General features: G+C 62.9%; 21 protein-coding genes and 1 other RNA gene. 13 read left to right on the top strand and 9 right to left on the bottom strand.

Annotated features, from left to right (window positions below; genetic code table 11):
- Positions 1-69 precede the first annotated feature (69 nt).
- The 5 genes from trxA to ACF8O8_RS14940 all read left to right on the top strand — a co-directional run bounded on the left by trxA (position 70) and on the right by ACF8O8_RS14940 (position 5423).
- A complete protein-coding gene (gene trxA, locus ACF8O8_RS14960) occupies positions 70-399 on the top strand; it encodes a thioredoxin TrxA (RefSeq protein WP_003253660.1) in 330 nt (109 codons plus the stop codon).
- Positions 400-626: 227 nt separating this feature from the next.
- Positions 627-1886, top strand: coding sequence for a transcription termination factor Rho (rho, locus tag ACF8O8_RS14955; protein WP_003253661.1), 1260 nt, complete (start codon positions 627-629; stop codon positions 1884-1886).
- Positions 1887-2091: 205 nt separating this feature from the next.
- Positions 2092-3558: a 4-hydroxy-3-polyprenylbenzoate decarboxylase gene (ubiD, locus tag ACF8O8_RS14950; protein ID WP_020192776.1), complete on the top strand. Its 1467-nt coding sequence runs from the start codon at positions 2092-2094 to the stop codon at positions 3556-3558.
- Complete coding sequence (locus tag ACF8O8_RS14945; protein ID WP_010955736.1) at positions 3558-4526, top strand: CDP-6-deoxy-delta-3,4-glucoseen reductase; 969 nt, start codon at positions 3558-3560, stop codon at positions 4524-4526. The genes ubiD and ACF8O8_RS14945 overlap by 1 nt, the downstream gene beginning before the upstream one ends.
- 246 nt (positions 4527-4772) lie before the next feature.
- Positions 4773-5423 carry a gamma-glutamylcyclotransferase gene (locus ACF8O8_RS14940; protein WP_392509906.1) on the top strand — a complete coding sequence of 217 codons (651 nt, stop codon included), beginning with the start codon at positions 4773-4775 and terminating at the stop codon, positions 5421-5423.
- 83 nt (positions 5424-5506) lie between these two features.
- On the opposite strand, the gene ACF8O8_RS14935 is transcribed toward ACF8O8_RS14940, so the two are convergent.
- Positions 5507-6484: an NADPH:quinone oxidoreductase family protein gene (locus tag ACF8O8_RS14935; RefSeq protein WP_003253669.1), complete on the bottom strand. Its 978-nt coding sequence runs from the start codon at positions 6482-6484 to the stop codon at positions 5507-5509.
- A 157-nt stretch (positions 6485-6641) separates the two neighbouring features.
- Between ACF8O8_RS14935 and ACF8O8_RS14930 the strand changes: the two genes are divergently transcribed.
- Positions 6642-7046: a flagellar basal body-associated protein FliL gene (locus ACF8O8_RS14930; protein ID WP_003253671.1), complete on the top strand. Its 405-nt coding sequence runs from the start codon at positions 6642-6644 to the stop codon at positions 7044-7046.
- Between the two features lie 483 nt (positions 7047-7529).
- On the opposite strand, the gene ACF8O8_RS14925 is transcribed toward ACF8O8_RS14930, so the two are convergent.
- The 4 genes from ACF8O8_RS14925 to ACF8O8_RS14910 all read right to left on the bottom strand — a co-directional run bounded on the left by ACF8O8_RS14925 (position 7530) and on the right by ACF8O8_RS14910 (position 12865).
- A complete protein-coding gene (locus ACF8O8_RS14925; RefSeq protein WP_392509905.1) occupies positions 7530-8642 on the bottom strand; it encodes an ABC transporter permease in 1113 nt (370 codons plus the stop codon).
- Between the two features lies 1 nt (position 8643).
- Positions 8644-11364, bottom strand: a complete 2721-nt coding sequence (gene rbbA, locus ACF8O8_RS14920) for a ribosome-associated ATPase/putative transporter RbbA (protein WP_392509904.1) — start codon at positions 11362-11364, stop codon at positions 8644-8646.
- Positions 11361-12320, bottom strand: a complete 960-nt coding sequence (locus ACF8O8_RS14915) for an HlyD family efflux transporter periplasmic adaptor subunit (RefSeq protein ID WP_350298444.1) — start codon at positions 12318-12320, stop codon at positions 11361-11363. The genes rbbA and ACF8O8_RS14915 overlap by 4 nt, the downstream gene beginning before the upstream one ends.
- Before the next feature lie 95 nt (positions 12321-12415).
- A complete protein-coding gene (locus ACF8O8_RS14910; RefSeq protein WP_010955729.1) occupies positions 12416-12865 on the bottom strand; it encodes an EVE domain-containing protein in 450 nt (149 codons plus the stop codon).
- Positions 12866-13043: 178 nt separating this feature from the next.
- Between ACF8O8_RS14910 and ACF8O8_RS14905 the strand changes: the two genes are divergently transcribed.
- A complete protein-coding gene (locus ACF8O8_RS14905) occupies positions 13044-13196 on the top strand; it encodes a hypothetical protein (RefSeq protein ID WP_003253683.1) in 153 nt (50 codons plus the stop codon).
- A 22-nt stretch (positions 13197-13218) separates the two neighbouring features.
- Here ACF8O8_RS14905 and ACF8O8_RS14900 read toward each other — a convergent pair whose 3' ends face one another.
- From ACF8O8_RS14900 to ACF8O8_RS14885, 4 genes are all read right to left on the bottom strand, one after another.
- A complete protein-coding gene (locus tag ACF8O8_RS14900; protein ID WP_010955727.1) occupies positions 13219-13827 on the bottom strand; it encodes a 5-formyltetrahydrofolate cyclo-ligase in 609 nt (202 codons plus the stop codon).
- A 125-nt stretch (positions 13828-13952) separates the two neighbouring features.
- Positions 13953-14132: non-coding RNA, 6S RNA (gene ssrS, locus ACF8O8_RS14895), on the bottom strand.
- A gap of 17 nt (positions 14133-14149) precedes the next feature.
- On the bottom strand, positions 14150-14470 hold the full coding sequence (locus tag ACF8O8_RS14890) for a cell division protein ZapA (protein WP_010955726.1): 321 nt from the start codon (positions 14468-14470) through the stop codon (positions 14150-14152).
- Positions 14467-14649, bottom strand: coding sequence for a TIGR02449 family protein (locus ACF8O8_RS14885; RefSeq protein ID WP_029886233.1), 183 nt, complete (start codon positions 14647-14649; stop codon positions 14467-14469). The genes ACF8O8_RS14890 and ACF8O8_RS14885 overlap by 4 nt, the downstream gene beginning before the upstream one ends.
- Positions 14650-14830: 181 nt before the next feature.
- On the opposite strand from ACF8O8_RS14885, the gene ACF8O8_RS14880 reads away from it, so the two are divergent.
- The 6 genes from ACF8O8_RS14880 to ACF8O8_RS14855 all read left to right on the top strand — a co-directional run bounded on the left by ACF8O8_RS14880 (position 14831) and on the right by ACF8O8_RS14855 (position 20760).
- Positions 14831-15385 carry a YecA family protein gene (locus tag ACF8O8_RS14880; protein WP_010955725.1) on the top strand — a complete coding sequence of 185 codons (555 nt, stop codon included), beginning with the start codon at positions 14831-14833 and terminating at the stop codon, positions 15383-15385.
- A gap of 21 nt (positions 15386-15406) precedes the next feature.
- On the top strand, positions 15407-16741 hold the full coding sequence (pepP, locus tag ACF8O8_RS14875; protein ID WP_274143906.1) for a Xaa-Pro aminopeptidase: 1335 nt from the start codon (positions 15407-15409) through the stop codon (positions 16739-16741).
- Complete coding sequence (ubiH, locus tag ACF8O8_RS14870; RefSeq protein ID WP_010955723.1) at positions 16738-17937, top strand: 2-octaprenyl-6-methoxyphenyl hydroxylase; 1200 nt, start codon at positions 16738-16740, stop codon at positions 17935-17937. Before pepP ends, ubiH begins: the two co-directional genes overlap by 4 nt.
- On the top strand, positions 17934-18416 hold the full coding sequence (locus ACF8O8_RS14865; RefSeq protein WP_010955722.1) for a DUF4442 domain-containing protein: 483 nt from the start codon (positions 17934-17936) through the stop codon (positions 18414-18416). The genes ubiH and ACF8O8_RS14865 overlap by 4 nt, the downstream gene beginning before the upstream one ends.
- Before the next feature lie 9 nt (positions 18417-18425).
- Entirely contained in the window at positions 18426-19643 is a 1218-nt protein-coding gene (locus ACF8O8_RS14860) for a 2-octaprenyl-3-methyl-6-methoxy-1,4-benzoquinol hydroxylase (RefSeq protein WP_164721831.1), read from the top strand.
- Between the two features lie 115 nt (positions 19644-19758).
- Positions 19759-20760 carry an extracellular solute-binding protein gene (locus tag ACF8O8_RS14855; protein ID WP_004575832.1) on the top strand — a complete coding sequence of 334 codons (1002 nt, stop codon included), beginning with the start codon at positions 19759-19761 and terminating at the stop codon, positions 20758-20760.
- Positions 20761-20769 lie beyond the last annotated feature (9 nt).

Here is a 20769-nt window from a genome sequence, read left to right as displayed (position 1 = left end):
TGGCTTCCTGTCCGGCGTAGGTGCGGCTATCATGGGCCACGTTTTTTGCTTACGACCCTGGAGATATCCATGAGCAGCGATCTGATCAAACATGTCACCGACGCCTCCTTCGAAGCCGATGTCCTGAAGGCCGAAGGCGCGGTACTGGTCGACTACTGGGCTGAATGGTGCGGTCCATGCAAGATGATCGCTCCGGTTCTGGACGACATCGCTTCCACCTACGAGGGCAAACTGACCGTCGCCAAGCTGAACATCGACGAGAACCAGGAAACCCCGGCCAAGCACGGTGTGCGTGGTATCCCGACGCTGATGCTGTTCAAGAACGGCAACGTCGAAGCCACCAAGGTTGGCGCACTGTCCAAATCGCAGCTGGCCGCATTCCTCGACGCCCACCTGTGATGTGAAAAGGCCCCGCAAATGCGGGGCTTTTCTTTTTCAGAGCACTAGACGCAGAAAAAAGCAAGTGTTACATTCGGCCTCGCACTGCTTTTCCAGTGCCCTCTACATGCCGTCGCCGAAGCATCCCTAATTCGAATCAGTACGCGATCCTGTCGCCATCCAGCGGCGCGGCCTCATTAAGCCAGAAGCTTAATTCTCCCTTCTTACATGATTACGTCATTCCCCTTATGAACCTGACTGAACTCAAGCAAAAGCCGATTACCGATCTTTTGGAAATGGCCGAACAGATGGGCATCGAAAACATGGCCCGTTCGCGCAAACAGGACGTGATTTTCGCCCTGCTGAAGAAGCATGCGAAAAGCGGCGAAGAGATCTCGGGTGACGGCGTGCTGGAGATTCTCCAGGATGGTTTCGGTTTCCTGCGTTCGGCTGATGCGTCCTACCTGGCCGGCCCAGACGATATCTATGTCTCGCCCAGCCAGATCCGCCGTTTCAACCTGCGTACCGGCGACACCATCGTCGGCAAGATCCGCCCACCGAAGGAAGGGGAGCGTTACTTCGCCCTGCTGAAGGTCGATACCATCAACTTCGACCGCCCGGAAAACGCGAAGAACAAGATCCTGTTCGAAAACCTGACGCCGCTGTTCCCGAACAAGCGCCTGAAGATGGAGGCCGGTAACGGCTCCACCGAGGACTTGACCGGTCGCGTCATCGACCTGTGCGCCCCGATCGGCAAAGGCCAGCGCGGCCTGATCGTTGCCCCGCCGAAAGCCGGTAAGACGATCATGCTGCAGAACATTGCGGCCAACATCACCCGTAACAACCCTGAGTGCCACCTGATCGTCCTGCTGATCGACGAGCGCCCGGAAGAAGTGACCGAAATGCAGCGCACCGTGCGTGGCGAAGTGGTTGCTTCCACCTTCGACGAGCCGCCAACCCGCCACGTGCAGGTTGCCGAGATGGTGATCGAGAAGGCCAAGCGCCTGGTCGAGCACAAGAAAGATGTGGTTATCCTGCTGGACTCGATCACTCGACTGGCGCGTGCCTACAACACCGTGATCCCGAGCTCCGGCAAGGTGCTGACCGGTGGTGTCGACGCCCACGCCCTCGAGAAGCCCAAGCGCTTCTTCGGTGCTGCGCGTAACATCGAGGAAGGCGGTTCGCTGACCATTATCGCCACTGCGCTGGTTGAAACCGGCTCGAAGATGGACGAAGTGATCTACGAAGAGTTCAAGGGTACCGGCAACATGGAGCTGCCGCTGGACCGCCGCATCGCTGAGAAGCGTGTGTTCCCGGCCATCAACATCAACCGCTCCGGCACTCGCCGCGAAGAGTTGCTGACCGCTGACGACGAGCTGCAGCGTATGTGGATTCTGCGCAAGCTGCTGCACCCGATGGACGAAATCGCTGCCATCGAGTTCCTGGTCGACAAGCTCAAGCAGACCAAGACCAACGATGAGTTCTTCCTGTCGATGAAGCGCAAGTAAGCGAGCGTTTCAGGCTGGATTGATTGGGGCCGCCTTGCGGCCCTTCGCGGGCAAGCCCGCTCCTGCACAGGTCATTGCGGCCCTTGTAGGAGCGGGCTTCCGCGAAGGGATGCAAAGCGGCCCCAATGCATTTTCACCCCCAAACAAGGCCCGAACGGCGCTACACTCTGCACCCCGACCGATACGGCCAACACGAGGCTCCTGCATGCAGTATCGCGACTTGCGCGACTTCATTCGTGGCCTGGAACAGCGCGGCGAGCTCAAGCGCATCCAGGTACCGATCTCCCCCGTCTTGGAAATGACCGAGGTCTGCGACCGCACCCTGCGCGCCAAGGGCCCGGCATTGCTGTTCGAAAAGCCCACCGGCTTCGACATCCCAGTGCTGGGCAACCTGTTCGGTACCCCGGAGCGGGTGGCCATGGGCATGGGCGCCGAGTCGGTCAGCGAACTGCGGGAAATCGGCAAGCTGCTGGCCTTCCTCAAGGAGCCTGAGCCGCCCAAGGGCCTGAAGGACGCCTGGTCGAAGCTGCCGATCTTCAAGAAGGTCGTGTCGATGGCGCCAAAAGTGGTCAAGGACGCGGTGTGCCAGGAAGTGGTGGTCGAGGGGGATGATGTCGACCTCGGCGCACTGCCGATTCAGCACTGCTGGCCTGGCGACGTGGCGCCGCTGATTACCTGGGGCCTCACCGTGACCCGTGGCCCGAACAAGGACCGCCAGAACCTGGGCATCTACCGCCAGCAGGTGATCGGCCGCAACAAGGTGATCATGCGCTGGCTCAGCCACCGTGGCGGCGCCCTCGACTACCGAGAGTGGTGCGAGAAGAACCCCGGCCAGCCGTTTCCGGTCGCCGTGGCGCTGGGCGCTGACCCGGCGACCATTCTCGGCGCCGTGACCCCGGTACCGGACACTCTTTCCGAGTACGCCTTCGCCGGCCTGCTGCGAGGCAACCGCACCGAGCTGGTCAAGTGCCGTGGCAGCAACCTGCAGGTACCGGCAACCGCCGAGATCATTCTGGAAGGGGTGATCCACCCAGGCGAAATGGCCCCGGAAGGCCCTTACGGCGATCACACGGGCTACTACAACGAAGTGGACAGTTTCCCGGTGTTCACCGTTGAGCGCATCACCCACCGGCAAAAACCGATCTACCACAGCACCTACACCGGCCGGCCGCCAGATGAGCCGGCCATTCTCGGCGTGGCGCTGAACGAAGTGTTCGTGCCGATCCTGCAGAAGCAGTTCCCGGAAATCACCGACTTCTACCTGCCGCCGGAAGGCTGCTCGTACCGCATGGCGGTGGTGACAATGAAGAAACAGTACCCCGGCCACGCCAAGCGCGTAATGCTGGGTGTGTGGTCGTTCCTGCGACAGTTCATGTACACCAAGTTCGTTATTGTCACCGATGACGATATCAACGCTCGTGACTGGAACGATGTGATCTGGGCCATTACCACGCGCATGGACCCCAAGCGTGATACGGTAATGATTGACAACACCCCGATCGACTACCTGGACTTTGCGTCACCGGTGTCGGGGCTGGGTTCGAAGATGGGCCTGGACGCTACTCACAAGTGGCCGGGCGAGACTACACGCGAATGGGGCCGGGTCATCGTCAAGGATGAGGCCGTCACCCGCCGTATCGATGAGCTGTGGGATCAGTTGGGAATAGATTGATGCAGGTAACGTTGCAGCCGTCCGGGGCGGTGCTGGCGCTTGAACCCGGGGAGAGGATCCTGGATGGAGCACGGCGGCTGGGCTATGACTGCCCAAACAGCTGCCGCAATGGCAATTGCCATGTTTGCGCCGCGTTGTTGGTTGAAGGGCGGGTTCGCCAGGATGGCGAAGTCCGCGACCATGGCGAGTTGTTCACCTGCATTGCCGAACCGCTGGAGGACTGCGTGTTGCTCTGGGACGGTGTGCTTGCCTTGGGCGAACTGCCAGTGCGCAAGCTGGCGTGCAGCGTCAGTGAGTGCGTCGACGTCGGCGGCGACGTCTGGCGGGTGCGCCTGCGTGCGCCTGCCGGCAAGCCTCTGCGCTACCACGCGGGGCAATACCTGATGATCGAACGTGAGGGCGGCAAGCAGGCAGCCTTCTCGCTGGCGTCCGCGCCACATGCCGGGCGTGAACTGGAGCTGCATGTGCTGGCGCGTGAGCCCAGTGCGGTGCAACTGATCGACCAGCTCAGGCGAGATGGCCTGGCGCGCATCGAAATGCCGTTTGGCGACACCCACCTGGCCGAGCTGCCTGACGGGCCGCTGGTGCTGATTGCCGCTGGCACCGGAATGGGCCAGATGCACAGCCTGGTCGAGCACTGCCGTGCTCAGGGCTTCAAGCACCCGGTTCACCTGTATTGGGGGGTGCGCCGGCCTGAGGATTTCTATCAGATAGAGCACTGGGACGAATGGCAGCGTCTGCCTAACCTGTTCCTGCATCAAGTGGTCAGCGACCTGTGCGGCTGGGAAGGCCGCTGCGGCATGCTGCATGAAGCGGTCTGCGAAGACATTGCCGACCTCAATAGTGTGCATGTGTATGCCAGCGGCTCACCGAACATGATCTATGCCACGCTCGACGCCCTGGTCGAAGCCGGTATGGATGCGCACCGCATGCGTGCCGATGTGTTTGCCTACGCGCCGCGCGGTTAATAACCGAAGTTTGAAAGTATCGGTATAAGGCGGTAATTGTTACCGCCTTGGCCAATAACTTTCACCGCTGCTGAAACAGTACTTCCCAGTCGTCGGAGCCGTGTATGAAACGCGTGCTCAAGGGCTTGAGTATTCCTGCAATTCTGGCCTATGGTTACTGCAAGCGCCCTTGGTAAAGCGGCCTGGGGCCGCAGCGTAATCGAATCTCGCTACATCTGTAGTTCACAGGAATAATGGCGGCAGCTTATGTCGGCACTTGAAAGTATGTCTTGGGAAGTTTCATACCCTCCGGCACTTGATTTCGGTCAGCAACATACTCGCGAACAGTTGTTCAGCTCCATGAAGACAACCATGTCCAGGCACCAGGGCGGGCCTGTGTGGCTGTTTGCCTATGGCTCGTTGATCTGGCGCCCGGAGTGCAATTCGGTGGAGCGCCAGCGCGCGCGGGTACATGGCTATCACCGTGGCTTGTACCTGTGGTCCCATGAACATCGCGGTACCCCGGAAACGCCCGGCCTGGTGTTTGGCCTGGACCGCGGTGGTTCCTGCAGCGGCTTTGCCTACCGGCTGGATGAACGCAACCTGGACGACTCACTGATGGCCCTATGGCAACGCGAGATGCCCTATCCGGCATACCGGCCGCACTGGCTCAACTGCCGCCTGGGCGATGGTAGCAAGGTGCAGGCCTTGGGCTTTGTACTGGAGCGGCATCTGCCGTGCTATGCCGGCAACTTGCCGGATACCTTGCTCACCCAGATCCTGGCCAGTGCCAAGGGGCGTTATGGCACCACGCGGGAGTATGTCGAGCAGACCTTGAATGCACTGCGCAGTCACCAGATGCCCGATCGCAACCTGGAAGCGCGATTCAGGCGTTGCCACAATCTGCGCGAAGTGTGAGCAACCTGTTCCGGTCTCTTCGCGGGTAAACCCTGCACGGTCGCCTGTAGGAGCGGGTTTACCCGCGAAGAGGCCGGTCTGCCTTACCTGGCCAGCACCACCAACTTACCCACAGCCTGCCGTTGCCCCAGCTTCTCGATAGCAGCCCCGGCTTCTTCCAGTGGATAAGTCTGCGACACCAGCGGCTTCAACTTGCCCTCGGCATGCCAGGCAAACAGCTGGTGAAAGTTGGCCGCGTTGTCCTCCGGCTGGCGCTGGGCAAATGCCCCCCAGAACACGCCCAGTACCGCCGCGCCCTTGAGCAGCACCAGGTTGGCCGCCAGCTGTGGAATGCTGCCACTGGCAAAACCCACCACCAGCAGCCTGCCATTCCAGGCCAACCCGCGCACCGCTTGTTCGAACAGCTCGCCACCGACCGGGTCATAGATCACGTCCACGCCCTGGCCACCGGTCAGGCGTTTGATTTCTTCGCGCAGGTTGGCCTGGCTGTAGTCGATCAGCTCATCCGCCCCGGCAGCCTTGGCCACGGCCAGTTTCTCGGCACTGCTGGCCGCCGCGATCACCCGCGCGCCCATGGCCTTGCCGATCTCCACCGCCGCCAGGCCCACCCCGCCGGAAGCGCCCAGTACCAGCAGAGTCTCGCCGGCTTGCAACTGGCCACGCTGGCGCAGGGCATGCATCGAGGTGCCGTAGGTCATGCCGAAGGCCGCTGCGGTGGTGAAGTCCATGCTCGCCGGGATCGGCAGAACGTTATAGAACGGCACCGCCACTTGCTCGGCGAACGCACCCCAGCCGGTGAGCGCCATGACCCGGTCGCCGACCTTGAACGCGCCGGCCTTTTCGCCGACGGCGGCCACCACGCCTGCTGCCTCGCCACCTGGAGAGAACGGCAGCGGTGGCTGGAACTGGTACTTGCCTTCGATGATCAAGGTGTCGGGGAAGTTGACCCCGGCAGCCTGCACGTCCAGCAGGATCTCGTTCTTCTTCGGCAGTGGGCTGGCCACCTCTTCCAGCACCAGGTTGCGCGCTGGACCCAGGGTTTTGCACAACACAGCTTTCATCGGGGCTATTCCTTTGCGGGTAGTGGCCGATAAGTGTAGGAGGGCCGCTTGGCAGGTCAACGAGCATGGCCCGCCCTGATGGGCCGGCATAAGCCCGGGCTTGGGTTTGAGCGGTGTGCTGGGTAAGCTGGCGCCAACTGTATTGAGGAGCGAATTCGTGAAAGCGTGGATCTTGATGGTGCTGGCGCTGCTGCTGCCGGCTGCGGCCATGGCCGAGGAAGCCAAGGAAGGGGTGCCCAAGGTCGCCTACATCAGTCTGAGCCCGCCCTTCGTTGGCAACTATGCGCTCGACGGCAGCCCGCGGCTGCGCGTGTACAAGGCTGACGTGGCCCTGCGCGTGACGGGCGACGAAGCGGCCAAGACGGTAAAGCACCACGAACCGCTGATCCGTAACCAGCTGGTGGCACTGTTCACCCAGCAGACGGTGGATAGCATGAGCAACGTCGAGGCCAAGGAGCATCTTCGCCAAGAGGCGCTGAAACAGGTGCAGCAGGTGCTGGAGGCGGAAGAGGGCAAGCCGATCGTTGAAGACTTGCTGTTCAACAACCTGATCGTGCAGTGACCTGAAACAGGGTGAGGTCCATCACTGGTAAGTCGGATTGAATCCAGGCTTACCCCGTGTGTAGGACCCTTCTGTCTTTCCTGTAAGCCATGCTGGGCCAAGTGCGACATGATCTACACGGTGGCTACCTCCAGATTGGACAGATGTCGGGTCAAATCGCGGCAAGGAAGTGGTCGGGAATACATGACCTTTACAATGCGGCCAGAGCATTTCGCCGCCGTGAGGGCTGCAGTTGGCTTTACGCTGGGTTTCACACATCCAGCAACAGAGCGGTCTGTTGTCAATGTTACGCTCGATGCGTGATGATCAGCCTGTTCCCGCAAGGGGCTTGTAAGACTCTGAGGATCCTGGTTCGACCAGCAATTACAGAGCCGGGCAGGTATATGGCGATGACAAGTCGACCTGTCTGTGAGTAGGGCGCCGAAAGGCGCCCTTTGTCTTTGTGCCAGTTTTCCAATTTTCGGCGGACGCTCGCGCATGCCTTCAAGACGCCAGGCTCCGACGAAACCGTACCAGCGCCACGCTGAAGAACACCAGGCCGATCAGCGTCAGCGCCAGGATATCCGGCCATACCACCGCCCACCCGGCATCCCTGAACAGGATTGCGGCACTCAGGCTGACAAAGTGCGTTGAGGGTGACCCTTGCATCACCCACTGCAGCCACTGCGGCATGCTGTCCAGTGGTGTGCTGCCGCCGGACAGCAACAGCATCGGGATGATCACCGGGATCGCCAGCAGGCCGAACTGCGGCGTCGAGCGCGCCAGGGTGGCGAGGAAAATGCCCAGCGATGTACTGGCGAACAGGTACAGCGCGGTCACGGCCAGGAACAGCCCCATCGAGCCAGACAGCGGTACGCCCAGTGCACCTTTGACGACTACCACCAACGAAATCCAGGTGCAGATCACCACCACCAGCGCGTTGCTGCCGATCTTGGCCAGCATGATCTCCAGCGCGGTCAACGGCAGCACCAGCAGGTGGTCGAGGGTGCCATGCTCACGCTCGCGCAGCAGCGCGGTGCCAGTGAGGATGATCGCCAGGATGGTGATGTTGTTGACGATCTGGATCACGGCCAGAAACCAGCCCCCCTCCAGGTTGGGGTTGAACAGCGCCTTGGGGTTGATCAGCACCGGGCTTTGCTCGTTACCACGCTGGCTGTAGTCGAGCAGCTCGCGCTCGAAGATGCGGCCGATGTAGCCGGCGCCCATGAACGCTTGGCTCATGGCCGTAGCATCGACGTTGATCTGCAGCTCCGGCGAGCGCCCGGCCAGCAGGTCGCTCTGGAAGTTAACCGGCACGTTGATGACGAAGGTGTACTGGCCGCTGTCCATGGCCTGGTCCAGGCGCTGCGGAGGCAGCGGCACGGCTGGCTGGAACTCGGGCGGTTGCAGGGCTTCGCTGAGCTTGCGCGAGAGCAGGCTATGGTCTTCATCCACCACCGCCACGCTGGCGTTGTGTACGCCGATCACCGAGCCGGCTGCCGGCATGTAGATCGCCACGCTGAAGGCATATAGCAGGAACAGCAGCAGGACGCTGTCATGGCGCAGGCTGGTCAGTTCTTTCAGGCCCAGGCGCAGGGTGTGGTTCATGCGCGACATGTCAGGCCTCCTGCTTTTTCAGCATTGCCAGGCTCAGGCCGGTGAATGCGGCAAAGAAGCTCAGCAGGATCAGGCACTGCGGCCACAACTCGCGCAGGCCTAAGGCCTTGGTGAAGGTGCCGACTGCGATGTCGAGGAAGTAGCCCGCCGGGAACAACTGGCCCATCACCGCTGCCGCGCCGTCCAGCGACGAGCGTGGCACGATCAGCCCGGAAAACTGGATGGTCGGCAGGCTGGTAATGATCATGGTGCCGAGAATGGCGGCGATCTGGGTGCGGGTGAATGCCGAAATCAGCAGGCCCAGGCTGGTGGTTGCCAGCAGGTAGGCCACGCCGCCACATGCCAAAGCCAGTACGCTGCCCTTGAGCGGTACGGCGAACAGCCAGCGGTTCATCGCCACCAGCAGCGCCAGGTTGACCAGGCTCACAGCCAGGTAGGGCATCTGCTTGCCAAGCAGGAATTCCAGGCGGGTGAGGGGTGTGGCGTAGAAGTTGGTGATGGAGCCGAGCTCCTTCTCGCGCACGATGCCCAGTGCCGTGAGCATGGCCGGAATGAAGGCCAGTATCAGTGCCATCACGCCCGGGCCGATGGCGTTCACGCTGACCACATCCTGGTTGTAGCGGAAACGCGTTTCCAGGCGCACCGGGTCCTGGCGTGGCTGCGGTTGTGGGCTGGCCTTTGCCAGTTGCTCCAGGTTGGCCTGGTGCACGGCTTCCACGTAGTTGCGGCTGGTTTCGGCGCGGAACGGCATGCCACCGTCGAGCCAGGCAGCCACCACCGGCTGGCGTCCTGCGTACAGGTCGCGACCAAAGCCGGGCGGAATTTCCAGTGCCAGTTTGATTTCCGAGCGTTGCAGGCGCTGGTGCAGCTCGCTGCTGTCGCGGATCGGCGCCTGTTCGGCGAAGTAGCGTGAGCCACGGAAGGCTTCGAGGTAGGCACGACTTTGCGGGCTCTGGTCCTGATCGTGCACGGCGAAGGCGAGGTTTTCCACATCCAGTGAAATGCCGTAGCCGAAGATCACCATCATGAACACTGCGCCCAGTAAGGCGAAGGCCAGGCGCACCTTGTCGCGCAGCAACTCCTTGCCCTCACGGACGGCCACTGCCAGCAGGCGGCGCAGGCTGAAGCCCCGGCGTAGCGGTAGGGTGGGGGTGGACGCCTGTTCCAGCACGTTGCTGTCGGTGGCGGCTGGCGCCAGTTCCTGGGCCTGTTCCAGGCAGCGGACGAACGCGTCTTCCAGCGTGTCGCCCTGGTACTGGTGCTGCAGGGCATCGGGCGTGTCGCAGGCCAGCACCCGCCCGGCGTGCATCAGCGAAATACGATCGCAGCGCTGGGCTTCGTTCATGAAGTGGGTGGAGAGGAAAATGGTCACGCCCTGCTCGCGGGACAGTTCTACCAGCAGGCGCCAGAAGTCGTCGCGGGCGGCCGGGTCGACGCCGGAGGTCGGTTCGTCGAGGATCAAGACTTCCGGGCGATGCAGAACCGCCACTGCCAGCGACAGGCGCTGGCGCAAACCAAGGGGCAGGGCGCCAGACGGTTGGTCGGCGATAGCGGCGAGGTCGAAGCGCTCGATCAGCTCATCGATGCGCTGGGCGCTCTCGGCTTTGGGCAAGTCGAACAGGCGGGCATGCAGGGCCAGGTTCTGCCGGGTGCTGAGCTCGCCATACAGAGAGAAACTCTGCGACATGAAGCCGACCCGCTTGCGTGTAGCCAGGTCGCTGGCGTCCACCGGGCGACCCAGCAGGCTGGCGCTGCCCTCGCTGGCCGGCATCAGGCCGGTGAGCACTTTCATGGTGGTGGTCTTGCCGCAACCGTTGGAACCCAGGAAGCCGAAGATCTCCCCGCGGCCAATGGCGAAACTGACCTTGTTCACCGCTGTGAAGTCGCCAAAGCGCAGGGTCAGGTCGTGTGCCTCGATGGCGACCGGGCCGTCCGTGGCTTGGCGCGGCGGGATTGCCAGTGGTTGATGCTGCGCCTTGCCCGCGCCCTGGTAATGGGTAAAGGCATCATCCAGTTTGCCGCTCGGGGTGACTGCAGCCAGTTCGTGGCTAGGGCCGGCGGCCAGCAGCCGGCCGCCATCGAGCATCAGGCAATGCTCGAACTGTTCGGCTTCTTCCATGTAGGCGGTAGCCACCAGCAGGGTCAGTTGCGGGCGTTGTGCGCGAACCTGTTCAACCAGCTCCCAGAAGCGCCGCCGCGACAGTGGGTCGACGCCGGTGGTCGGCTCGTCCAGGATAAGCAGGTCTGGCTCGTGGATCAGCGCGCAGCAAAGGCCCAGCTTCTGCTTCATGCCACCCGACAGCTTGCCGGCCGGGCGCTGGGCAAAGCGCTGCAGGTCGGTGGCCTGCAACAGATTGGCCATGCGCTGTTCACACTCGCGGCGGCCCAGCCCGAACAGGGTGGCGAAAAAACGGATGTTCTCGCTGATCGACAGTTCCGGGTACAGGTTGTTGCCCAGCCCCTGCGGCATGAACGCCACTTTGGGGTAGAGCGCCGTGCGATGGCGGCGTTGGCGGATCGAGCCACCCAGCACCTGCAGCTCTCCCTGCTGTAGGCGTTTCACGCCGGCGATCAGCCCCAGCAGGGTCGATTTGCCAGCCCCGTCAGGGCCGATCAGCGCGCATCGGGTACCCACAGGAAGGCTGAAGCCTAGTGGGTGGAGGGCTATCAGGTCGCCGTAACGGTGGCTGATGCCTTCGGCCAGCAGTGCCGGGGCGTTCATTGCAGGTTGGCCGGCCAGTCCACCTCAGCCGTGCGTACATAGCCGGCGCCTGGCATGCCTGGTTTGGCTTGCGGCACGGCGCCTGGGTCGCTCAGGCGCAGTTTGACCCGGAACACCAGCTTTTGCCGTTCGTCGCGGGTTTCCACCTGTTTGGGGGTGAACTGGGCCTTGGCTGCGACAAAGGCCACCTTGGCCGGCAGCGCGCGCTCGGGCAGGGCGTCGAGCACGATGCGCGCCTGGTCGCCTACGGTCAGCCGGCCGCTGGTGGACGCCGGCAGGTACAGGTTCATGTACTGGTCGCTGGGGTCGATCAGCATCAGCACACGGCCGCCGGCACCCAGCACTTCACCGGGTTCGGCCAGGCGCAGCTGGATGATGCCGTTGATGGGCGCACGCAGGCTGCTGTCGTCGATTTCGCTGGTGAGCTGCGCCACTTGGGCTTCGGCGGCGCCAATGGCGGCCTTGATCGCTGCCAGTTGGGCGCGGGCAGCGACTACTGCTGCGTTGGCCGTGTCAAAGCGCGCCTGCTGTTGGTCGAGCAACTGCTGGCTGGCGAACTTGCGCTGGAAGATTTCGCGTACGCGCTTGAGCTCCTGGCTGGCCAACAGCAGTTCACTCTGGCGCAGTTGCACGGTGGCCTGTGCGGCGGCGTAGTTTTCCCGGGCGCGCAGCACTTCGGCTTCGGCCTGGCTGCGCTGGGCTTCCATGGTGCGGGTGTCGATGCGCGCCAGTAGCTGGCCACGGATCACGTTGTCGCCTTCATCGACCAGTACTTCGGCCAGGCGACCGGGGATCTTGCTGGCGATCTGCACTTCGGTGGCTTCCAGGCGCCCGTTGCCCATGCTCAGGCCTTCGGGCAACTGGTCGTGGAGCGACTTCCAGTACCCCAGCCCGCCGGCTGCAGCGAGCAGTGCGATCAGTGCAGTGGCGAAGATTCTAGGGGCATATCGGTTCATCGTTCTGCATCCTTGCGGTCATGCACGGTACATCATGCCTGGCGGCCATGTGTGGCGTGTTGATGTCGGTCAAGCCCTTGACCTTAGCTGCCTATTCAGCGCAATGCGACAATCACCGCCCATTGCTCGGGCGTTACCGGCATGACCGACAGGCGGCTGCCTTTTTGCACCAGCGGCAACTCGACCAGACCGGCCTGCTGTTTCAGTCGCCCCAGTTCCAGCACCCTTGGAAAGGTTTGTACGTGGGCCACATCCACCGCGCTCCACGGGTTCTTGTCGGTCGTGGCCTTGGCATCGTGATAATGGCTTTCAGGGTCCAGCGCGGTCGGGTCGGGGTAGGCCGCGCGGGTGATTCTGGCAATGCCGGCTATGCCGGGTTGCGGGCAGCTGGAGTGGTAGAAGAAGAATTCGTCACCCACGCTCATGGCCCGCAGAAAATTACGCGCCTGATAGTTGCGCACGCCGTCCCAGCGCGCTTCACCCAAGCGTGCAAGGGCCTCGATGGAGAGCTCGTCGGGCTCGGATTTCATCAGCCAGTAAGCCATGAATGCTGCTCCTGAAAAGGTTTGAAATAACCTGTTGCACGAAACCGACAGCCGGTTGGCGTCAAGGTTTGCGTGCGGACGCATGTTGTCGGAAAATGCGCCCCGTTTAAAGCGCGTGCGCCGGCGGTACCCAGAATATCGCCGAGTACTGAACAGTTTGCCTGGGGGGCAATCTTCGATGAATCAACGTAAAAAGCCGGATCTGCTGTGGATCCTGGTGTTCATTTTCGGCCTGGGTGTGGTCACTACCGGTTATGCGCAAGGCTTCTGGGAGCGCAAGCTGGACAACGCCTATCAGATGCCGGTCGACGCCAGCCAGCCACAACGTTGATACCCCCCCCCGCTGGCGCCGCTCAACGTGGCGCCAGGTACCAGCCACGGTCCGAGACCGTGCCCTGCAGCGGAACATCCCAACTGGCCTGCGCCAGCCGCTCGACCTTCTGGCATTCATGCGCCAGCCCCAGCAGCAAGGGTTTTTTCCAGGTTTGCCGACGCGCCTGGTAGGCCAGGCTGCGATCATAGAAGCCACCGCCCATACCCAGGCGGCCGCCCACTTCGTCAAAGCCGACCAGCGGTAGCAGAATCAGATCCAGCGCCCAGATTGGCCGCTGGCGTTTGCGATCGATAATCGGCTCTGGAATACGAAAGCGGTTGGGCTTGAGCTTCTCACCCTGCTCAAAACGCTGGAACACCATGCGCGTGCGCGGCCAGGCATGCAGCACCGGCAGGTAGATGCACTTGCCGCGACGCTGGGCTTCGCGCATCAGCAGGCGAGGGTCGATTTCGCCGTCGTTGGGCAGGTACAGGGCGATGTGGCGGGCGCGGCGGAACAAGGGGTGTTGCGCCAGTTGGCGGTACAGGCCGAGGGTGGCCTGGCGTTGCTGGGCAGGGGTAAGGGCGCGGCGGGCATTGCGAAGCAGGCGACGAAGCTGGGGGCGGGTGAGCGGCACGTTTTCGGTCATGGCACGGGCGATCCCAGATGTGCTGGCTTTAGTACGAACAGTGCCTGCGCGGTGAATCGTCGTACAAAGCTTGAATAAAGTCGGCCAAAACGAATTGCCCGCCGGGGGGGCGGGCAAGAAAATTCAGGCTCCCCGATAAGACCGCTATCGGTGTAGCCCTTGAACCCGAAAGTTCAAGGTGGAGATTGCAGGGGGCGTTAAGGCTTTCCGTCGGGCGGACATGCACACCGGCCCCAGCGTGCAACCCCCGTGGTTGTGCGTATCGGCTCAGGGACATAACCGACTGGCGCATCCCCCAGGGAGTGGCGCCAGTATACCAATCTCAGCCGATTTTGGTATCCGTGTCGTCGGACAAAGCCTTATCCACCCGATCCAGCAGGTCGCGCACCTGTTCGCGGTTCGTGCCGGTGACCGGCGCATCGTTGCGGTCTTCCTGGCGGTGCAGCATTTCGTGGGTAATGTTCAACGCCGCCATGACCGCGATGCGGTCGGCACCGATCACCTTGCCGCTGCTGCGAATCTCGCGCATCTTGCCGTCCAGGTAGCGCGCAGCGCTGACCAGGTTGTTGCGCTCTTCCGGCGGGCAGATGATCGAGTATTCCTTGTCGAGGATCTGCACGGTGACGCTATTGCTTGAACTCATGAGTCTTGCTCCAGAGCCTTGAGGCGTAAAATCATCGACTCGACTTTGCGCTTGGCGATCTCGTTCTTTTCGATGAGGTGGGCGCGCTCTTCGCGCCAGGATTTTTCCTGAGCTACTAGGAGTGCATTTTGCCGTTTTAGTTGCTCGACGCGTTCGATCAGCAACTCGAATCGGCTCATCAGTGCCTGCAGGTCGTTCTCTTGCGTGGGTTGCACTCGATTCGCTCCGTCGTTGACTCACCTGGCGATGATGCCTCTCCCTGGGCGGCAACGGCCAGTGCCGATGGTCTTGGCGCGCCTGCCGGTGCTAGGATACAAGGTCTTCATTCTAGACATTGCGCCGTCTGGCGCCTAGCTGCCCATGCCCAATACTCAATCGCCCTACAACGCTTTCGCCATGCTGCTCTCGAGCAATGGCCATCCTGTCACCCCGGCCGAACTGCACGGCCTGCTGATTGGCCGCAGCTGCGCCGGCGCCGGCTTCGATGCCGATGCCTGGTTGGCCGATGCCGCCCAACTGCTGGAAATCGAGCCTGGTGACAGTGTCCGCAATGCCTTGGTCGGCTTGCAGGAAATGGTCAAGGGCGAGCTGACCAGCGACGACATGGCGATCGTCCTGCTGCTGCCTACCGATGATGCTGCACTGAGCGACCGCGCCACCGCGCTGGGCCAGTGGTGCCAAGGCTTCGTGACCGGTTTCGGCCTGAACGCTGGCGGGAAGGACTTGTCCGACGAGGCCAAGGAAGTGCTGCAGGACCTGGTGGCCATTTCGCAGGTCCAGGAAGCGCTCGAAGAGTCCGAAGACGGCGAGAGCGACTACATGGAAGTCATGGAATACCTGCGCGTGGCGCCCCTGCTGCTGTTCTCCGAACTGGCCAAGCCGGCCGCACCCGCGCCCAAGCCCTCGCTGCACTGATCAACCAAGGGTAGTCTGCCCATGAGCCACATTCCCAAGGCCGAGTATGCCCGTCGGCGCAAGGCGCTGATGGCGCAGATGGTCCCCAACAGCATCGCCATTCTGCCCGCCGCTGCGGTTGCCATCCGCAACCGCGACGTCGAGCACGTGTACCGCCAGGACAGCGATTTCCAGTACCTCAGCGGCTTCCCGGAGCCCGAGGCGGTGATTGCGTTGATTCCAGGGCGCGAGCATGGCGAGTACGTGCTGTTCTGCCGTGAACGCAACCCTGAGCGCGAGCTGTGGGACGGCCTGCGGGCCGGCCAGGAAGGGGCGGTGCGTGATTTCGGCGCCGACGATGCCTTCCCCATCACGGATATCGACGAGATCCTGCCTGGCCTGATCGAAGGCCGCGAGCGTGTCTACAGCGCCATGGGCAGCAACCCGGAGTTCGACCGCCGGCTGATGGACTGGATCAACGTGATCCGCTCCAAGGCACGCCTGGGCGCCCAGCCACCGAACGAGTTCGTTGCGCTGGATCATCTGCTGCACGATATGCGCCTGTATAAATCGGCGGCGGAAGTAAAGGTGATGCGTGCTGCCGCGGACATTTCTGCGCGGGCCCATGTGCGGGCCATGCAGGCCTGCCGCGCCGGGCTGCACGAGTACAGCCTGGAAGCCGAGCTGGACTACGAATTCCGCAAGGGTGGGGCGAAGATGCCGGCCTACGGCTCGATCGTTGCGGCCGGGCGCAATGGCTGCATCCTGCACTATCAACAGAACGACGCGCCGCTCAAGGATGGCGACCTGGTGCTGATCGACGCTGGCTGCGAAATCGACTGCTATGCCAGCGACATCACCCGCACCTTCCCGGTCAGTGGGCGGTTTTCGCCCGAGCAGAAGGCCATCTACGAGCTGGTGCTAAAGGCACAGGCGGCGGCGTTTGCCGAAATAGCCCCCGGCAAGCACTGGAACCACGCCCATGAGGCGACCGTGCGGGTCATCACCGCGGGCCTGGTGGAGCTGGGCTTGCTCGAAGGTGATGTGCAGGCGCTGATCGAAAGCGAAGCCTATCGCGCCTTCTACATGCACCGCGCCGGGCACTGGCTGGGCATGGATGTGCACGACGTGGGCGAGTACAAGGTGGGCGGCGAGTGGCGGGTACTGGAACCCGGCATGGCGCTGACCGTGGAGCCGGGTATCTACATTGGCGCCGACAATCAGGCCGTGGCCAAAAAGTGGCGCGGCATTGGGGTAAGGATCGAGGACGACGTGGTAGTGACCAGGCAAGGTTGTGAAATCCTGACTTCGGGCGTGCCGCGTACGGTCGCCGAGATCGAGGCGCTGATGCAGGCTGCCCGCAAGGCCGTGGCATGAGCCGGGTAAACCTGGCGATCATCGGCGGTGGCCTGGTTGGCGCAAGCCTGGCGTTGGCCCTGCAGGCCGGCGCCAGGGCGCGCGGCTGGAAGATCCTGCTGATCGAGCCGTTCGCCCCCGGTGACAGCTACCAGCCCAGCTATGATGCGCGCTCTTCGGCATTGTCATTCGGCACCCAGCAGATTTATCAGCAACTGGGCCTGTGGCAGGCCATCGGCCGCCGCGCCGAGCCTATTCGCCAGATTCACGTGTCCGACCGTGGTCGTTTTGGCGCCACCCGCCTGGATGCCCTGGAAGAGGGCGTGCCGGCGCTGGGTTACGTGGTGGAAAACGCCTGGCTCGGCCAGTGCCTGTGGCAAGGGTTGGACAGCGAGGTGGTGAGCTGGCGCTGCCCGGCCGAAGTGACCTCGATGCAGGCCATCGAACGCGGTTACCGCCTGCGGCTGAACGACGACACCCAGCTGGAATGTGACCTGGCGGTACTGGCCGATGGTGGCCGCTCTGGCCTGCGCGAGCAGTTGGGTATCCATGTACGCCACACGCCTTACCAGCAGAGCGCGTTGATCGCCAACATTACCCCGGGTGAGGCCCACGGCGGCCAGGCTTTCGAGCGCTTCACCGAAGAGGGCCCCATGGCCTTGCTGCCGTTGCCGGAAAACCGCTGCGCACTGGTGTGGACCCGTCAGGGCATGGATGCGCGGCGCCTGGCCGACATCGACGAGCGTAGCTTCCTGCGCGAACTGCAGGGCGTGTTCGGCTACCGCCTGGGCGCGCTGCGCCAAGTTGGCGCACGGCACCTCTACCCGCTGTCCTTGATCGAGGCCCAGGAGCAGGTGCGGCCGCACCTGGTGGTGCTGGGCAACGCAGCACACAGCCTGCACCCCATCGCGGGCCAGGGTTTCAATCTGTCGTTGCGTGATGTGCAGGCCCTGGCCGAAGCGCTGCTGGCGGGCCCACAGCAGCCTGGCGACCTGACCACGCTGCAGGCCTATCACCAGCGCCAGCGCCTGGACCAGGCTATGACCATCGGCTTCTCCGACCAGGTCACCCGCCTGTTCGGCAGCAATCAGCCGTTGCTGACGGCCGGGCGCAACCTTGGCCTGCTCGGGCTCGACCTGTTGCCACCGGCAAAAAGCTGGTTCGCCCGCCAGGCGATGGGCCTGGGCACCCGCCCTGATCCGCGGGGCCAGGCATGAGCAACCCGCGTAAACTGGCGCGCCGGGCGCGCATGCTGCGCTGGATGCTGAACCTCTACCCACCGTACCTGGGTGCCGGTATCCGTGTGCAGCACATCAGCCCGGACCTGCGTAGCGTCAAGGTGGCGATGAAACTGACTCGCTGGAACCGCAATTACGTCGGTACCCAGTTCGGTGGCAGCCTGTATGCCATGGTCGACCCGTTCTACATGCTGCTGCTGATCGAGCAGCTGGGGCGCGACTACATCGTCTGGGACAAGGCCGCCAGCATCGATTTCATCTCGCCGGGCAAAGGCCCGGTTTATGCCGAATTCCACGTCGATGATGCGCTGCTGGACGAAATCCGCCAGCAGGCCGCCACCGGCAAGAAATGCCTGCCGCGTTTGCAGGTCGATATCCGCGATGGCGCCGGCGAGTTGGTGGCGCGGGTCGATAAAACCCTATACGTGCGGCTCAAGCCGCAAGCGAGGCAGGCGTAAGGCATGGAAATGCGCGCAGATCTGTTGATTGTCGGTGCCGGTATGGTGGGCAGCGCCCTGGCCTTGGCGTTGCGCCACAGTGGCCTGCAAATTTTGTTGCTCGATGGTGGCCCGCTGACGGTCGTACCCTTCGATGCCCAGGCCCCGTTCGAGCCGCGTGTCAGCGCGCTATCGGCGGCCAGCCAGCGCATCCTCGAGCGCCTTGGCGCCTGGGACGGCATTGCCCAGCGGCGCGCCACGCCGTATTCCGACATGCATGTGTGGGATGGCAGCGGCACCGGGCAGATTCACTTCTCGGCGGCCAGTGTGCATGCCCAGGTGCTCGGCCATATCGTCGAGAACCGGGTGGTGCAGGACGGCCTGCTGGAGCGCCTGCACGACAGCGACATCGGCCTGCTGGCCAATGCGAGGCTGGAGCAATTGCGTCGCTCGGGCGATGAGTGGCTGCTGACCCTGGCGGATGGCCGGCAACTGCGGGCACCGTTGGTGATCGCTGCCGACGGTGCCAATTCGGCGGTGCGGCGTCTGGCCGGCTGCGAAACCCGCGAGTGGGATTACCTGCACCATGCCATTGTCACCAGCGTGCGTTGCAGCGCCGGGCACCAGGCCACGGCCTGGCAGCGCTTCACTGACGAAGGTCCGCTGGCGTTCCTGCCTTTGACCCGCGATGGCCAGCAGGACTGGTGCTCGATCGTCTGGTCGACCACCCCGGAGCATGCCGAGCAGTTGATGGCGATGGATGAAGCGGCCTTCCTGCAGGCCCTGGAGCGGGCCTTCGAAGGGCGTCTGGGCGAGGTGCTTCAGGCCGACCCACGGGTGTGCGTGCCGCTGCGCCAGCGACACGCCAAGCGCTACGTGGATGAAGGCCTGGTCTTGATCGGTGATGCTGCACACACCATTCACCCACTGGCCGGGCAGGGTGTGAACCTCGGCTTCCTCGACGCGGCGGTGCTGGCTGAGGTGCTGGTCAATGCTTGCGAGCGCGGTGAGAGGCTGGCCGATGTGAAGGTGCTGAGCCGTTACGAGCGCCGGCGTATGCCACACAACCTGGCGTTGATGGCGGCGATGGAGGGCTTCGAGAGGTTGTTCCAGGCCGATCCGCTGCCGTTGCGCTGGTTGCGCAACAGCGGGTTGAAGCTGGTGGAGCAGATGCCGGAGGCCAAGGCGCTGTTTGTGCGCCAGGCGTTGGGTTTGAGTGGTGACCTGCCGGATCTGGCCAAGGCTTGAGCGTGGCGGGGCTGCGTAGCAGTCCTTTGCAACATCCGGTAACGCCTAGGTAGGTGAGCCAGAAAATGGGATTCACTACCATTCGCACCTCTCATACGATCGAGGAGTGCTTAAAATGTTGCCACGCAAGCCCCTACTGGCCGCCTTGGCCCTGACCCTGTTCGGCGGCACTGCCCAGGCAGCGGACGAAGTGGTGGTGTACTCCTCGCGCATCGACGAGCTGATCAAGCCGGTGTTCGATGCCTATACCGCCAAGACCGGGGTCAAGATCAAGTTCATCACCGACAAGGAAGCCCCGCTGATGCAGCGCATCAAGGCCGAGGGTGACAACGGCGTTGCCGACCTGCTGCTGACCGTCGATGCAGGCAACCTGTGGCAGGCCGAGCAGATGGGCATTCTGCAGCCGATCGAGTCCGACGTCATCGACCAGAATATCCCGGCGCAGTACCGCGCCTCGTCCCATGACTGGACCGGCCTGAGCCTGCGCGCCCGCACCATCATCTACTCCACCGAGCGGGTCAAACCCGAGGAGTTGAGCACCTACGAAGCCCTGGCTGACAAACAGTGGGAAGGCCGTCTGTGCCTGCGCACGGCCAAGAAGGTGTACAACCAGTCGCTGACCGCCACCCTGATCGAAACCCACGGTGAGGCCAAGACCGAGCAAATCGTCAAAGGGTGGGTCAACAACCTGTCCACCGATGTGTTCTCCGACGACAACGCGGTGATCCAGGCCATCGAGGCCGGGCAATGTGATGTGGGCGTGGTCAACACCTACTACTACGGCCGTCTGCACAAGCAGAACCCGAACCTGCCGGTGAAGATCTTCTGGCCCAACCAGGGTGACCGTGGCGTGCACGTGAACCTGTCGGGCATCGGCCTGACCAAGCATGCGCCACACCCGGAAGCCGCGAAGAAACTGGTGGAATGGATGACCGGCGAAGAAGCGCAAAAGCTGTTTGCTGATATCAACCAGGAGTTCCCGGCCAACCCGAAGGTGAAACCATCGGAGGAAGTGGCGGCGTGGGGCAGCTTCAAGGCCGACAGCATTCCGGTGGAAATTGCCGGCAAGCGCCAGGCTGAAGCCATTCGCCTGATGGATCGGGCTGGCTACAACTAAGCGCCAGGC

Origin of the sequence: Pseudomonas sp. TYF_14, assembly GCF_043105275.1 — a bacterium.
Classification (GTDB): Bacteria; Pseudomonadota; Gammaproteobacteria; order Pseudomonadales; family Pseudomonadaceae; genus Aquipseudomonas; species Aquipseudomonas alloputida.
The sequence above is the reverse complement of the archived record's forward strand: the minus strand, read 5'-3'. Positions and strand labels throughout refer to the sequence as shown.